Below are 15618 nucleotides of genomic sequence, written 5' to 3'. Positions count from 1 at the left end.
AGCGCAATGGACGTAAGAGCTGCGGTAGCGTTTGAAGCCGGCAAGCCACTGGAGATCGAGACGGTCCAGCTCGAAGGCCCGCGCGAGGGTGAAGTGCTGGTCGAGATCAAGGCGACCGGTCTGTGTCATACGGACAAGTTCACCCTGTCCGGCGCTGACCCGGAAGGTCTGTTCCCCGCCATTCTCGGCCATGAAGGCGCGGGCATCGTTCGTGAAGTCGGTGCAGGCGTGAAGCACCTGAAGCCGGGAGATCATGTCATTCCGCTCTACACGCCGGAATGTCGTGAGTGTAAATCCTGCCTGTCGCAGAAGACCAATCTCTGCACGTCCATCCGCGCAACGCAGGGCAAGGGCCTGATGCCGGACGGCACTTCGCGCTTCTCTTTCAAGGGACAGCCGATCCATCATTACATGGGCTGCTCGACCTTCGCCAATTTCACGGTTCTGCCGGAAATCGCGCTGGCGAAGGTCCGCGAAGACGCGCCGTTCGACAAGATCTGCTACATCGGCTGCGGTGTGACGACGGGTATCGGCGCTGTCATCTTTACCGCCAAGGTTGAGCCTAACTCCACGGTCGCCGTGTTCGGTCTTGGTGGCATCGGCCTGAACGTAATTCAGGGCGCAAAGCTGGTGGGCGCCGAGAAGATCATAGGCGTGGACATCAATCCGGCCCGTGAGGAAATGGCCCGCAAATTCGGCATGACGCACTTCGTCAACCCGAAGGATCTGCCGGACGGCGATGTCGTTGGTCGTATCATCGAACTGACGGGCGGTGGCGCTGACTACACCTTCGAGTGCGTCGGCAATACGACCCTGATGCGTCAGGCTCTTGAATGCGCCCATCGTGGCTGGGGTGTGTCCACGGTCATCGGTGTTGCCGGTGCGGGACAGGAGATCAGCACCCGTCCGTTCCAGCTTGTCACAGGCCGTCGCTGGATCGGTTCGGCGTTCGGTGGCGCGCGCGGGCGAACCGATGTGCCGAAAATTGTTGACTGGTACATGGAAAACCGCATCAATATCGACGATCTCATCACGCACAAGCTCCCGCTTGAGAAAATCAACGAGGGCTTCGACATGATGACGCGTGGCGAGAGCATCCGCACTGTCGTCGAATTCTGAGGAGCAGGACATGACCCTGACAACAGCATCGAAACACGTCTGCTGCGGGGGCGAACTCGGCTTCTACACGGTCCAGTCGGAGGCCCTCGGGCTTCCGACCACCTTCGGTGTCTTCATCCCTGAAGGCGCGAGCAAGGAAAAGCCGGTTCCCGTGCTGTATCTGCTGGCAGGACTAACCTGCACGCAGGATACGTTCCTGATCAAGTCGAACATCGTTCGTTTTGCGGCGAAGCACAGCATCGCTCTGGTGGCGTGCGATACATCCCCGCGTGGCGCGAATGTGCTGGGTGAGACGGATAGCTGGGATCTTGGCGTTGCTGCCGGGTTCTATCTGGACGCCACGCAGACACCCTGGCGCGCGCATTATCGCATGGGCACGTTCATCAGTGAGGAACTGCCGAAACTGGTCGCAAGCCAGTTTCCGGTTGATACGACACGGCAGGGTATCTGCGGTCACTCGATGGGTGGTCATGGCGCGCTGGTCCATGCGCTCCGCTCGCCGGAAAAGTGGAAGTCCGTGTCGGCCTTCGCTCCGATCGTGCATCCTGCCGCCGTGCCGTGGGGCGAGAAAGCCTTTACGGCCTATCTTGGTCCGGACAAGGCAGCATGGGCGCAGCATGACGCCACTCTGCTTCTAAAAGCTGGTCACACGCACCCGACCACGATCCTTGTGGATCAGGGGGATGGCGATCAGTTCCTTGAGCGCGAACTCCAGCCCTGGCATCTGGAGGAGGCTGCAAAGGCTGCGGGCCAGAAGCTCACGCTACGTCGCCATGCCGGATATGATCATTCCTACTGGTTTATTCAGACCTTTATCGAAGATCACATGAACCACCATGTGAAGATCCTGAAAGGGGCCTGACACTCAGATCGCAGGAACATCCGTCAGCAACAGGACGGATTTTTCCTGCGCGATGACCGTGAAGGTTTCGCAGTTTTCAAAAGCGGCGGCATCACCCTGAAAGAGAACGGCGTCTTTGATCGTGACATGCCCCGAGATGACAATCAGATAAAGATCGCGTCCCGGCGTTGTCTGGTAAACAGCGCCTTCATTGGCTGGCAGGGTTGCTCTCAGAAGACGGGCGCGGGTTTGCAGGGTGATCGGCGAACCGTCCGCGATGGTCTCACCTTCTTCGGGATCATCTTCTGGAAAACCGGAGGCCAGGATACGGAAAGCGCCGTCCTGCGTTTCAGGAAAACCCTGTCGGACTTCCTGCGCCGGTTCACTGTTGTTCTGATCCGGAAGCAGCCAGAACTGCAGGCAGTCCGCTCCTCCCTGTGCTGCTTCCCATTCCAGCGATGAACATCCCAGACCGGTACTGACAAGGTGCAGATCACCCGGTTTCAGATTTTCACGCGAAAAATCATCAGTTTTCGTAGTTAGTGCCCCACGCTCGACCCATGTGAGAATCTCCACATTGGATTCAGGCCCGATCCGGTAACGCTCTCCCTCAGGCAGCGACAGGAGATTTACGGCTCGCAGACTGCCTTCATGAACATGCGTCGGGTCCTGCCAGTCCGCAAAGGCGAAGTGGCATCGAAGCGTCACGCCGCCGGAATGCGCTGTGCCAAGAGATTCAGACCGACGGATGATCATTCTGGCTGCGTTCATGCGGGCATGTTCCTGTTGCTGGCGGCCGCCGGGTAAAGGGTCTCCCAGCCTCCTCCGAGCGCACGGTAAAGGTGCGTGACAGAGAGTGCCACGCGTGCCGTCGCATCGACCAGAGCGCTCTGGGAGGCCAGAAGCGCATTCTGCACGGTCAGGACGTTCAGGAAGTCCGATGATCCTTCAACATACTGTGCTTTTGCTGTTTCCACGGCGATCTCGTTTTCATGCACCGCTTCCGCCAGTCGGTCCCGCTGGTTCTGCGCGGCGGTGAAGGCGGCCATGGCGTCGTCGATTTCCTGCCACGCCTTCAGGGTGGTGCGCTGGAAGAGGGTTGCAGCTTCCTGCTGTTGCGCCTTTCTCAGACGAAGCTGGCCGGTCAGACGACCACCCTCAAAGATCGGCAGCGTTGCGGTCGGACCAAACCCATATTGCCGGGAGGCCCACGAACCCAGTCCGCTAAACTGAAGCGCCTGCACATCCAGACTGCCGGACAGGGTGACGCGCGGAAAGAAGTCGGCGATGGCCACGCCGATATTCGCGGTCGCGGCATGCAGGCGTTCCGAGGCCATGCGAATATCGGGGCGTCGTTCAGCCAGTTCGGAGGGCAGACCGGCTGGCACTTCCGCCGGGACGGGCGGGACAGCGGCAGGCTTGCCCAGTTCCGCATTCAGCGCGCCCGGTTCACGCGCTACAAGGAAACTCAACGCGTTGAGAAGGTGGATTTCCTGACTTTTCAGCGGAGACAGGCGGGATTCAAAACTGTGAAGTTGTCCGGTCGCCTCGGCCACATCCAGTTGTGTCGCCGCACCCTGATCGAACCGCAGCGTCGTCAGCTGCACACTGTGACGGGCGATGTCGATATTGTGGTTCAGGATGTCGATCTGCGATTGTGTGGCGCGTAGATCGATATAGTTCTGGGCTGTCTCCGCCATCAGCGAGACCAGAACATCGCGCTGCATCTCCTGAGTGCCATGCATGGCGGCCGTCGCGGCTTCAACCTGCCTGCGGACATGACCCCAGAGATCGACTTCCCACGAGGCGTTCAGACCGTATTGTGGCAGATTGAAGGATGGATTGCCGACCCCGCCGGGAAGCGCCACAGGTCCGAAACCCTGTGTGCCACTCGCGATGCTACCGGCTTCTGCCCGTTCCATCGTGCCCATCAGGCCGAGGATGCCGTTCGTGCTGGCGCGTTCGCGGGCATAGGAGCCGTTGGCTTCCATGTGCGGAAACTGCGCGGCGCTGGCAATGCGTCGTTCCGCCGTGCTTTCCGCCAGACGGAAGGACGCGGCTTTCAGGTCGAGGTTCGACGCCGCGACGTCGTTTTCCAGACGGGTCAGGATCGGGTCGTTGAACAGTTTCCACCAAGCCGGATCGGTGGACGCGGTGGTGACCCGGCTTTCGGCGACGGGCAGGGGATCGCGCCATTTTTCCGGCGTGGCCACCTGTGGCTTGTGAAAGTCCGGTCCGACCGTGCAGCCCGCCAGAGCCAGCAGCCCCAGCCCGGAAAGGAGAGCCTGCCGCAATGGATTAGTGCCAGACATAGCGGTTATCTCCGGCGTGCGGGCCTTCCGGCTTCGAACTGGTGTCGATGTTCACTTCCACTGACATGCCGACACGCACCTTGGCGGCGAGAGGCTGGTCGGCGTCGAAGGTCAGTTTGACCGGGATACGCTGCACGACCTTGGTGAAGTTGCCGGTGGCGTTGTCGGGCTGGATCGGCGCAAAGGCCACACCCGTCGCGGGGGCGAGGGAGTCGACATGCGCTTTCAGCGGATGGTTGGGGAACGTATCGACCCAGATGGTCGCGCGTTGTCCGGTCTGCACCTTCGTCAGCTGCGTTTCCTGAAAGTTCGCCAGCACATAGGCCGCCTGTGTCGGCACCACGGCGAGGATGCCGGTGCCCGGATGGACATAGGCACCCACGCGCACGCCACGCTCGCCGACCACACCGTCAACCGGGGCGGGAATGGTGCAGTAGGAGAGGTTCAGTTCGGCCTGTTTCTCATCGCCCTGCGCCCGGAGCAGGACACCACGTGCGCGCTCAAGCTGTCCCTTGAGGACGGCGATCTGCCGGACAGCGGCGTCAACACCGGCCTGATCGCGGGCGATGGCGGCTTGTTCTTCCTTCTCATGTGCTTCGGACGACTGTTTCTGCTCGATGGTGCCCGCGCCACCCGCTGACAGGTTGCGGTAACGGGTGGTGTTCTGGCGTGCGAACAGCAGGTTGGCCTGATCGGCGAGAACAGCCGCGCGGGCTTCGGCAATCACGGAATCCTGCCGGGCCAGTTCCGCTTCCAGATTGGTCACGTCACCCTGTGCCGCCAGCACGTTGCCCTTCGTCACGTCGAGGGCTGCGCGGTAATCGTCGTCCTCGATGTGAGCCAGTTCCTCACCCGCGCGGACCTGTTCGTTATCCTGCGCGATTACGCGGTCGATACGCCCGGCGACCTTGGGCGCGACAGTCGTGAAGTCGGCGGTGACATAGGCGTCGTTGGTGTATTGGTTGATCCCGTCGCCGTTGACGAAGCGTGCGCCGCCCCAGGCGACGCAAACCAGCACCACCGCCGCGCATCCGGCATAGAGAAGGGGTTTTTTATAGATCATGACGGCTGTTTCCGGATTCAGCGGGCTGGAGCATTGGGTGAGGGCGCACGGGGCGGATAGACCCGGTGCGGCAGGATGAGATTCATGACGGCGTAACCGAGGCAGACCCAGATCAGCACGTAGTAGATGTCGTTCAGCGCCAGTACGAGCGCCTGCTCATGCACATAAGTGTGGAAGACCTGAAGCGAATTACGGGCGACATGGGCGCTGTCCGGCGACGTGACCGAAAGCTGCTGGTTGATCGGGTCGCCCATGCCCTGAAGGGCGAGACCGTGTGTGCCGTGGTGATCGAGCAGCATGGTCGAGTGATACTGCTCGCGACGGCGCGTGGAGGCGGAGAACAGCGCGAAGGCGACGGCGTTGGCCAGCCCCTTGAGCATGTTCACCATGCCGGAGATGAAGGGACCGTCCGCCGGTCCCATGGCCATGGTCGCCAGCATGAGCGTGGGGATGACGGTCATGGGCTGGCCGAAGACCTGAAGGATCTGGAGCAGGTAGAAATTGTCGCGCACCCAGTCCACTGTCAGCCAGGTGCCAAGATAGGCCGAGCCTGCGAGGCAGAGCATCCCGCCCGCCAGCACGAAGCGGCAGTCCACCTTGCGGCTGTTACAGATGGCGGCGATCAGCGGCAGCATGATGAGCTGAGGCAGGGCCACAACTAACGAAACAGGAGCAGCCTGAATAGGGCGATAGCCACGCACCGCTTCCAGATAGGTCGCCGGAATGCCGCCCATGATGGAACAGATGGCGAGAATGCCCACCAGCGACAGCAGCGATGCCTGAATGTTGCGGGATTTCCAGTACTGGATGCGGAAATACGGGCTGGGGTGATAGGCCTCGTTGATGACGAACACAATGAAGGCGGCCAGTCCCCAGAAGGTCAGGTTGGTGATGATGGGGGAGCGGTACCAGTCTAGCCGGTCACCCTGATACAGCACGATGACCAGTGAGCAGATGGCGGGCAGGCCGACCAGAATGCCGAACCAGTTGAACTTCTCGAACCGCTCGAAATGCATTGGGTCTTTCGGTAGGCCATACGCCATCATGGCGATGGCGAGCGCCGCCGTGGGAATGATCTCCCAGTAAAGCCAGTGCCAGCCGACATGCTCGAACCAGAACGCTTCCAGTGGCAGGCCAAGATTCGGGCCGAAGGTCGCGCTCATGGCGTAGCCGCCGATGCCGAACACGCGGATTGGCGGTGGCAGGTATTTCAGCATGACGGTCATCAGCACCGGCGGCAGACAGCCGCCCGCGAGACCCTGAAAGGCGCGCAGGATGCAGAGCGATGTGACGTCCGGCATGAATGGGGCCGGGATGGAGAGTAGCGCCAGCATCGCCGTCATGAAGATGGAGAAGCGGTAGATCGAGAACGTCATGTAGAACCACGGTGTGAAGGCCATGGCGGCGATGTTGAACGCCTCGTAGATGGCGATGACCCAAGTGCCTTCATCGTGACCGATGTGCATCGCGCCGCGAATATCGGACAGGCCGATTTCCGTGACGTGCTCGTTGAATCCCGCCACATGTACGGCCAACAGCATGCCGAGGCAGCCGATCACGGTCCGCAGGCCGAACGGCGGGATGTAGGACGGCATCGGCGGCGCGGCATGGATGACGGGCGCGCCGGTTGCCGGTGCGGGGGCTACGATGGTCATGCGCGCATAATCATCAGGAAACCGGCAGTGAAAACCCTCACTTCGGATAGGCAATGATTCCACTTTCCGGAACGGTTAATGCTGGTCCCTGCGCTGGACGAAGTCTATAGCTGGAAGGATGCGAGGCTATGATCTTGATTTGCTACGCTACCTTCAGGTGCTGATCGAGGAGGAAAGCGTCTCGGTCGCTGCGCGTCGCCTCAAGGTGAGCGAACCGGCGATGAGCCGTCATCTGGCCAAGTTGCGGACGGTCTTTTCCGATCCCATTCTTGTTCAGTCTGGTCGCAGAATGACAGCGTCATCCTTCGCCGCCGGTATTCTGGATCGGGTGCAGGAAGTCGTCCGCGCGGCGGATAGTCTGATCGAGACGCAGGTTATGGCCGATCTGGCCAACATGGAGCCGACCTTCACCATCCGCGCCAATGATCTGATCGTGGCAGCGCTTGGACTGCCCCTGCTGCGCGCGCTACGTCAGGAATGTCCAAAATGCGAGATCGTTTTTGCGCCGGAAGTTGATGATCCGGCGTCCGATCCTCTGCGTCACAACAGTATCGACCTCTACATCGGCGCGACCGACAGCATGAAGCCGGAAATCCGGAGACAGACACTGTTCCGTCACCAGATGTACGGGCTTGTCCGGAAAGGTCATCCCATTCTGGCCGAGCCGATCACGCCGCACAGCATGGTGCTGTACGATTATATCAGCGTGTCCCGCCGAGGCAGAGCGCGGGGACCGATCGACTGGGCCTTGCGTGATCATTACGGACTGACCCGCCGTATCGTAATGGTGGTGCCGAACTATCACGCCATGGTCGAGAGCATGAAGGATACGGACCTCATTCTGGCGGTCCCGGATCTTGTGTTGCAGCATATCTCCATGGACGCGCTTGGTCTGGCGGCCTTCGCATTTCCGTTGTCCCTGCCTTATGTCGAGGCGTTTCAGGCATGGCATCCGCGGCGCGACACGGACCCGGTGCATCGATGGCTACGCGAGACGCTGTTCCGGGTTTCTCGCGGTATTTTCACCAGTGAACCTGACAAGGACATCAAAGTGTAAGGTGTCATTATTGCAGATTAGACAATATTTCGGTTTCTATTAAATGGCTATATATTTATTATGATTATCTGAATATTTAAAAATATTATTATTTATGAAATTATGTAATTACCATAATATGGGGTTATTTTGATGGTGTGTATTGTAATATGGGTTAATAAAAACAAAATATCACTGTTTCGTGATTTTTTCTGTTGCTATACGTGATACGGTGCTGAGGCTGATTCCAAAGTCAGTAGCAATTTCTTTCAATGGCTGACCAGCCAAACGTCGGATCTTGATTTCCTGACGCTGAATATTGGTAATGCGTGTTGGACGTCCCATCTTGACGCCTGCGTTTCGTGCGCGGGCACGTCCTTCCGCAGTGCGTGTGCGGATCAAATCACGTTCAACATCAGCCAACCCGCCCAGAACGGCAAGCATCAGGCGACCCGTGCTTGTTGCCGTGTCTGCCCACGGCTCCGCAAGTGAGTAGAACTGTGCTCCTTTTTGCGTGATTTTTGAGAGAGGCTTTTTGTGTGTTTTGTTTTTTCTATCTTTAAATTGCTTGCAAAACAGTAGTCGGCGAGATAGGGTAAGTTTAGGAGGTCACGAAACGCAAATGTTCGGTTTTTACGTTTGCAAAATTCACAATTTGTGAGAGGTCGGCTATGAGTAGCGTAGGGACGTATTACACATACGAAACGGATTCTCAGGGTAATTACGTTCTTGACGCCAGCGGCAACAAGATCGTTGAAACGACGTGGACTATCTCTGACGCGGGTCTGGGTGCTTCCAACGTAACAATTGCAGATTCAAGTGGAAATACGGTTGAAACATTAACGGGGGTTCCTGACTCTCTTTTGCGTGGATATCATATCCAGACCGGAACTAGTGCGGTCAACGGCAGTCTTGTTTCTGTAATCGGTGGAGACTGGGTGTCGGTCCCTGGATCTACGGGTACTATTGATATTGTTCTATCTGCTCTTTCTGCGCCTGTTTTTACGATTGGTGGAACCACGGATATTAATTTTCTGGTCAATGCCGCTACAGCAATTACGGTGGATGTATATGGCGGCACGGCTTCATTTTCGGGTGGTCTAGTAGCCGGTGCCTTGAGCGGCTCAACTATCAATATTGGTTATGGCGGAACTTATAACGGCAACACTCAGTTGGTTAGCCTGCTTCAAGGAACGACGGTTAATTTTACGACAGGTGGTGGCACACTTGTTCTGAATGGCGGTGGTGTGTTCCTCAATCTGTCAGGCACGACAATTGCCGGATATGACCCATCTAAAGATACGATCGAAATACAGAATACGGTTGCGCCTGTTTCCGGATATATTATCTCCGGCAGCGGTGATACACGCACTATTACTCTGATTGGAAGTGACGGGACGCAGTCAGCCGAATACACGGTCACGGTTGCGTCAGGGGCAAATGTTCCTGTGGGCACTTACAATAACTCAGTCAATTCGGCTGATTTGGAGACAAACCCGCTGCGGATCACTTATGCTAATGGCAATACCTACATTGGTGCTTGTTTCCTTGTTGGCAGCATGATCCGAACATCTAAAGGTGAAGTTGCTGTTGAGGATGTGCAGATTGGTGATGTGTTGTCAGTATTTGACTGGCGGAATAACGCGGAGATCAGTAGGGCGGTTACGTGGGTTGGTAATCAGAAAGTTGTTGTCCGTGGGGGGGCTTCCTGACGATGAGGCGGGTTATCCTGTTCGTGTGCTGAAGGACGCAATCGCAGACGGTGTGCCTTATAAGGATATGTTGATCACGCCGGAACATTGCTTGTTCTTTGAAGAAAGCTTTGTTCCGGTTCGGATGCTAGTGAACGGAAGGTCAATTTTCTACGATAAAACAATCACTAGCTATACCTATTACCATGTCGAGACAGAGTCGCACTCAGTCATCTGGGCGGATGGGGTGCTAACGGAAAGTTACCTTGATACAGGTAACAGGTCATCGTTCAAACAGCATGGAAACCTTGCAGTTTTGGGTGGCGGAAGAGAAAAATCTTGGGAGAAAGACGGTGGAGCGTCGTTAACTGTCGCGCGGAATTTTGTGGAACCGCTATTTCGGGCGATTGACCAACGTGCTGAGGTTGCTCGGGTGGAATGGAAGAAAGGGCAGCCAGTTCTTACGGAAGATGCGGATATGCACCTTGTGACGGAAGCTGGAGCTACTATACGTCAGGTGCGTGAGCATGACGGGTATATTATGTTTATGATCCCAGCATCCGTTGAGAAGGTGCGTATTATTTCCAAAGCCAGTCGTCCAACTGATGTGATTGGTCCTTTTGTCGATGATCGTCGCCAGTTGGGTGTGGCTATTGGTGAAATTACTCTCTTCGAAAGTGGTCGGAGGGTGTCCGTAACCAGTCATCTGGCGGATACTGAGGTTGAAGGATGGCACGGGCTGGAAGGAACAGAAGCGCGCTGGACTACAGGTAATGCTGTTCTCCCGCTCGGCAAGCGTCCTTCCGCCGGAGTGGCTATGTTGATTATGCGGGTTATGGCCGCTGGGCCATATCTAATGGCAGGTCGGGACACAGAACTCATGCGAGTGTCAGTCTAGATTTGCGCGCTCCGTTCCCTGTCGGAGAACGGAGCATTTTTCAGAAGAAACCCCATATTGTTGTCCGGAAATATATTGAACGGCAGACACGAAAGTTTTGTCGACCATGAAAAATATTGAGGGTCTGAGGGGATTATCTCCTAGACGGGAGGTCGATGATCCTCTCAGACCATTCAGAGGAATTTTTTTCGCAATCATTCTCAGCTCAATTCTATGGGGAGCATTGATGTTTCTCGTATTCAGGAGGACCTGACCATGACGAGTATTCGTCTACAAGCAGGGCAGCTCTGGGGTAAGAACTCAGATCATGTTGTGAATCGTCGTGTTATACTTGTGGAAGGACATTCAGTTGCTTTCCGTGAAGAAAAGCGGACGGACAGATGCTTCCTTCAGGCTGTAGCAATCGCGGATTTTGTTGGCTGGATTCGGGTACAGCAAGCGATTCTCTTTGAATGCGACATGCATCAGTCATGGGCAAGAGCTTCTGATGAGGAAATTGGAAAGCGCCTGCTGATACAACGGGTGCAGGCTGGTCTTTCACAGGGAGATGTAGCGCAAAAAACGGGTCTATCTCGTGCTGCTATCGCGTTATGGGAAGGCGGAAAACGCGGGTGCTCAATAAGGAATCTTTCACGAGTTGCTGTTGCTATTGGAGTGGATTTTGATACATTGATCAGGAGTGCATCGTCAAAAAATGGAGAGACGTTTGAAGAACTTTCTCTAGAAGACAGGCGTCTACTCGGTTTGTTTCGAGTGGTGGATATAACGTCTCGGGCGGAGGTGATGCGTTGGCTTGAAATAAGGGCATCAGCGCAGTCAGTCCTTCGCCGGAGAGGCGACCCTTTCACAAACCAATTGTGGCATCTCTACAGTTCCTTGGCTCAGTCATGAACAGCGATTGTTCTTATGCGACAGCTTCGATTGTAGCTGAATTATTTGTTGGTCCGGAATGTCTTGCTCCTTGATGTTGGCAGGAGTCTTTTAGTAAGACGTCTGCTGGGACTTGTAGATAGCTAAATGTTATTCACGGCTTACATGGTATTTTATGATGGAACGACGTATCCAGTGTTTGCTCTTGGGAAAAGTGAGGATATACGAAGGCACAGCTAGCGCCTGTGTTATGGATTTTTGATTGAGGCGTCTTATACTTTCGTGTCGGATGAGGGGCAGCGCCACCGCTGTTAAGCCAAGAAGTGTGTGAGGCGATGCAGCGAATCAGACGGGAAAGCACGGATAAAACATTCAAAAGTTCGACGTCATTTGAGTAGGCGGTAGATCAAGTAAAAGATCAACTGTCAGCCTTTATTGCTCTGTCAGTCGTTGAAGGTAGATTGGAACTTAAGGCTGTAAAAGAAGCCGCAGTCTAGGCGCTTCTCGCAGCCGTGCAAAAACTTGTAAGCTAAACAAACCTTGATCACTAGAATATCATCCATTGAATGAGAGTTAGTTATATCGCAATGCAAGTTAGAGACTTGTCACAAGCCTTGAGGCTTGCCTATTGGTGAGCAAAAGCGGTCAGTAACATCTGTTGGCTTACAAAGCGGAACCCTTCATGCGGCTATGCGTCATGATTGCAGATGGAAACAGGCGGGCAAGAGCGTATGGCTGAATCGTTTGATTATGACCTGATCGTCATCGGGAGTGGACCTTCAGGTCGGCGGGCTGCCGTTCAGGCTTCCAAATTCGGACGCTCCGTGCTGATCATCGACAGACGCGGACAGTTGGGCGGTGTTTCCGTTCACACCGGGACCATTCCGTCAAAAACCCTGCGGGAAACGGTGCTCAATCTGACCGGCTGGCGGGAACGCGGAATTTACGGGATCAACTATCGGGTCAAGCAGGATATCGGGGCGCAGGATCTCGACATGCGTCTTGGTAAAACCCTACAGGACGAGGTTGATATTCTGGAACACCAGTTCCTCCGCAACGGCATTACCGTGGAATATGGCAACGCCAGATTCATGGGACCGCATACGGTCGAAATCGAGGATGACGAAAAAAACCGTCGTATCGTCAGCGGCAAGGCGATTGTCGTGGCGGTGGGGTCCGTACCGCATCGACCAAGAAATATTCCGTTTGACGGAAAACGCGTCATCGACAGTGACGGTATGGTCAGTCTGGAACGTATTCCCCGCTCACTGACCGTTGTTGGCGCGGGTGTGATCGGCATCGAATATGCGACCATCTTCAGTGCGCTGGATGTGCGTGTCACCATCATTGATCAGCGTGACCATATTCTCGATTTCATCGATCGTGAGGTGGTGGATGAGTTCGTTCACCAGCTGCGTGACCAGAGCGTCAATTTCCGCCTCGGCAGCGCCTTGGAATCCATTGTGATCGAGGCCGAACAGCCCGTCGCCATTCTGGAAGGGGGACGACGGGTTCGTGCTGACGTGCTGCTTTATACAGGCGGCAGGCAGGGTGCGACCGCAGGCCTCAATCTGGCTGCCGCGGGGCTGGAAGCGGATAATCGCGGACGTCTCACTGTTGATCCGGTGACATTCCAGACCAGCGTGCCCAGTATCTACGCCACGGGCGATGTGATCGGCTTTCCGGCTCTGGCTTCGACATTCATGGAGCAGGGCCGCATTGCAGCCTGTCACGCCTGTGGCCAGCCTGTGCCTCCGGCTCCGAAGTTTTTCCCTTATGGAATCTACTCGGTTCCCGAAATCTCCATGGTGGGGATGACGGAGGAAGAAGTCCGGAAAAAGAAAATCCCCTACGAAACAGGGATTGCCCGTTTTCGCGAAACCTCCCGTGGTCAGATCATGGGCGAGCGCGGCGGTTTTCTGAAAATCATCGTTTGTCTGGAGACGCACAGACTTCTCGGTGTGCATATTGTCGGAGAAGCGGCGACCGAACTGATCCACATCGGTCAGGCCGTTCTGAACTTTGATGGCAGCTTCGAGTATTTTATTGAAGCGACCTTCAATTATCCAACCTTTGCCGAAGCCTACAAAAGTGCGGCTCTGGATGTGTGGAACCGAATTACACCCCGTCACGAAGGGGAGGGAGAACCTCCGGCTGTTTCGCCTGAGGATTCAGCTCCCCGTCGAGCAAAGAAAGTTTCGGCAGAAAAAGGGTGAGATGTAGTTTGTTAGGAGAGTTTTTGAGGCTGTGTGAGAAGATTTCTGTAAATCATGCAGAAGTTTTTGGTAAAGCTTTTTCCAAAAAGCCTTGGAATGTGCCAGTCATGAGAAAATTTTAGCATTTTCTCATGACTGGCCGCGCAATCAGGTCGATTCAAACAACCTCACGCCTGCTCGTTCCCGGGACTTCAGGCTGGCAAGAAGCGGGGAAAGGGAAAGTGGTGTCTGCTCACTCCGTCCTTTTACCGAGCTCGGTGAATGACCGAACATGGTCTTGAACTGGCGTGAAAAATGCGCGCAATCGGAAAAACCGGTTTCGATCGCGACCTGAGTGATCGACATTTCCCCCTGAGAAAGAAGGGACCGGGCATAGCGCAGCCGGATCATCCGGTAGAACGCCGCAGGACGGATTCCCAGCACTGACTGAAACAGTCTTTCCAGCTGGCGCGAGGAAATGCCAAGTCGTTTGGCGACGGAACTGATCGGGAGCGGGTCGATCATGTTCTGCTCCATTTCCATCATTGCGCGCCTGACCCGCTGATCAACCACATGCTCAATATCTTCACTAATCGGCGGGTGAGGCTGAAGGGACGGCGTATCCCCACGACGGGGGCGATCCAGCAGCAGGATATGACTGGCTTTGCGCGCTAGCGGTCTGCTCAGATGCTTTTCAATGAGATGCAGCGCCAGTTCTGCCGTTCCGCCACCACCCGAACAGGTAATGCGGTCGCCATCAACCAGATACATCTGCTCGCTGGTCACCTGCTGATCAGGAAATTCTTCCAGAAAATCCTGACGATGATACCAACTGACACAGCAGGTACGACCACTCATCACACCAGCCCGCGCCAGCACGAAAGCGCCCGTGCAAATGCCGATCAGCGGTATGCCGAGACTGGCCGCCTTCTGCAGATAGCGTATGGCTGCTTCATCCACCTGCCTGCGTCCATGCAGCAGACCACCCACGACGGCGATATAGTCAAACTCGGCTGGGTTGATCAGGTCCGATGTCCGGCTGACGGAAATGCCGCAACTGGCGCGAATGGATTCCGGGCGGCTGTTCATGATCTGCCAGCTACACAGGATAGGGCGGCTCTTGTCCTCCTTGTCGGCGGCAAGGCGGAGGTGGTCGATGAACAGGGAGAAGGCTGACAGAGTGAAATTCTCCGCCAGAATGATTCCGACACGCAAGCTTGGCGTTTCAGTTGGTAGCGACTGTTTCCGTTGCAACATACTGCACCTCCAGCCGTTCAGAGTCCGCACGACTGACTATCGCCGACTTATTCGTTCTGACTGTAGAACGAATAAAGAGCCGCCAACAAATGCTTTTTCGAACTGCAAGCTATGTGAGGACGGACTTTCGTAAAAGCGACAGAATGCGTTCGAACGGCGACACGTATGATTGCTGGCAGAGTGCGTGTCGCCTTCATGCTGTGTCAGGCTGTAACCTGACGCTCCCACTCCGGGAGGTTGTAATAGTTGGAGATTCTCGACACCTTGCCGTCACGCACGGAGAAAAATGCTCCAGCGGGAAGAAGATAGGTCTGGCCTTTCGCTTCAGGCAGTCCGTCATCTGTGGAGAGGTATTCTCCATGCACCATGAACTCGGCAGCAGCACGTGTGCCGTCTTCGTTCACCATCACCGCGATGTCGGCAATGGTTTCCTTGTAGCAGCGGTCCATGCGCCCCAGAAAAGCGCGGAACGCTTCCTTCCCGATCTCTCTTCCGCCCTGATTGATGTCGTGGATGACGTCGTCGGCGAGCAAGGCAAGGAAGTCATCACGGTTTCCTGCGTTGAAGGTTGCGTAATAGGACTCGATCAGAGTCCGGGTCGTAGCCTGTGTCATGAAATGTCCTGAAATCTTATGAGAAAACCGATGAGAATCAATGTTTATAGATCGGGAACTTTGCACA

Annotated in this window: 14 protein-coding genes; 7 read left to right on the top strand and 7 right to left on the bottom strand. The window is 55.8% G+C overall.

Annotated elements, in window-relative coordinates:
• Positions 1 to 6: 6 nt before the first annotated feature.
• A complete protein-coding gene (locus B3759_RS00945; protein WP_010667027.1) occupies positions 7 to 1119 on the top strand; it encodes an S-(hydroxymethyl)glutathione dehydrogenase/class III alcohol dehydrogenase in 1113 nt (370 codons plus the stop codon).
• A gap of 10 nt (positions 1120 to 1129) precedes the next feature.
• A complete protein-coding gene (gene fghA / locus B3759_RS00940; RefSeq protein WP_291362780.1) occupies positions 1130 to 1981 on the top strand; it encodes an S-formylglutathione hydrolase in 852 nt (283 codons plus the stop codon).
• Positions 1982 to 1984: 3 nt separating this feature from the next.
• Here the strand turns inward: fghA and B3759_RS00935 are convergent, their stop codons facing one another.
• Genes B3759_RS00935 through B3759_RS00920 form a run of 4 tightly spaced genes read right to left on the bottom strand, consistent with a single transcriptional unit; the run spans position 1985 to position 6990 of the window.
• Positions 1985 to 2731, bottom strand: a complete 747-nt coding sequence (locus B3759_RS00935) for a pirin family protein (protein ID WP_291362777.1) — start codon at positions 2729 to 2731, stop codon at positions 1985 to 1987.
• Positions 2728 to 4272: an efflux transporter outer membrane subunit gene (locus tag B3759_RS00930; protein WP_408736430.1), complete on the bottom strand. Its 1545-nt coding sequence runs from the start codon at positions 4270 to 4272 to the stop codon at positions 2728 to 2730. The genes B3759_RS00935 and B3759_RS00930 overlap by 4 nt, the downstream gene beginning before the upstream one ends.
• A complete protein-coding gene (locus B3759_RS00925; RefSeq protein ID WP_291362776.1) occupies positions 4259 to 5335 on the bottom strand; it encodes an HlyD family secretion protein in 1077 nt (358 codons plus the stop codon). The genes B3759_RS00930 and B3759_RS00925 overlap by 14 nt, the downstream gene beginning before the upstream one ends.
• Positions 5336 to 5352: 17 nt before the next feature.
• The gene (locus B3759_RS00920; protein ID WP_291362774.1) at positions 5353 to 6990 is read right to left on the bottom strand and encodes an MFS transporter; all 1638 of its coding nucleotides are present in this window, start codon (positions 6988 to 6990) and stop codon (positions 5353 to 5355) included.
• Between the two features lie 118 nt (positions 6991 to 7108).
• Between B3759_RS00920 and B3759_RS00915 the strand changes: the two genes are divergently transcribed.
• The gene (locus tag B3759_RS00915; protein ID WP_099347704.1) at positions 7109 to 8047 is read left to right on the top strand and encodes a LysR family transcriptional regulator; all 939 of its coding nucleotides are present in this window, start codon (positions 7109 to 7111) and stop codon (positions 8045 to 8047) included.
• 171 nt (positions 8048 to 8218) lie between these two features.
• On the opposite strand, the gene B3759_RS00910 is transcribed toward B3759_RS00915, so the two are convergent.
• Positions 8219 to 8545 (bottom strand): recombinase family protein, encoded by a 327-nt coding sequence (locus B3759_RS00910; protein ID WP_349679284.1) that lies wholly within the window; start codon positions 8543 to 8545, stop codon positions 8219 to 8221.
• A 152-nt stretch (positions 8546 to 8697) separates the two neighbouring features.
• Between B3759_RS00910 and B3759_RS00905 the strand changes: the two genes are divergently transcribed.
• From B3759_RS00905 to sthA, 4 genes are all read left to right on the top strand, one after another.
• A complete protein-coding gene (locus B3759_RS00905; RefSeq protein WP_291362771.1) occupies positions 8698 to 9738 on the top strand; it encodes a Hint domain-containing protein in 1041 nt (346 codons plus the stop codon).
• A complete protein-coding gene (locus tag B3759_RS00900; protein WP_291362769.1) occupies positions 9722 to 10615 on the top strand; it encodes a Hint domain-containing protein in 894 nt (297 codons plus the stop codon). Before B3759_RS00905 ends, B3759_RS00900 begins: the two co-directional genes overlap by 17 nt.
• Positions 10616 to 10870: 255 nt before the next feature.
• A complete protein-coding gene (locus tag B3759_RS00895; RefSeq protein WP_291362767.1) occupies positions 10871 to 11506 on the top strand; it encodes a helix-turn-helix domain-containing protein in 636 nt (211 codons plus the stop codon).
• Between the two features lie 710 nt (positions 11507 to 12216).
• Positions 12217 to 13701: a Si-specific NAD(P)(+) transhydrogenase gene (gene sthA, locus B3759_RS00890; protein WP_291362765.1), complete on the top strand. Its 1485-nt coding sequence runs from the start codon at positions 12217 to 12219 to the stop codon at positions 13699 to 13701.
• Between the two features lie 147 nt (positions 13702 to 13848).
• Here sthA and B3759_RS00885 read toward each other — a convergent pair whose 3' ends face one another.
• Together B3759_RS00885 and B3759_RS00880 are read right to left on the bottom strand one after the other, a co-directional pair.
• Positions 13849 to 14937 (bottom strand): GlxA family transcriptional regulator, encoded by a 1089-nt coding sequence (locus B3759_RS00885; RefSeq protein ID WP_291362763.1) that lies wholly within the window; start codon positions 14935 to 14937, stop codon positions 13849 to 13851.
• A 203-nt stretch (positions 14938 to 15140) separates the two neighbouring features.
• Complete coding sequence (locus B3759_RS00880) at positions 15141 to 15551, bottom strand: ketosteroid isomerase-related protein (protein ID WP_099347707.1); 411 nt, start codon at positions 15549 to 15551, stop codon at positions 15141 to 15143.
• Positions 15552 to 15618: the final 67 nt, after the last annotated feature.

This window comes from Acetobacter sp. UBA5411, from assembly GCF_002409645.1.
Classification (GTDB): domain Bacteria; phylum Pseudomonadota; class Alphaproteobacteria; order Acetobacterales; family Acetobacteraceae; genus Acetobacter.
Note: the sequence above shows the minus strand (reverse complement) of the source record. Positions and strands in the feature narration are given on the sequence as shown.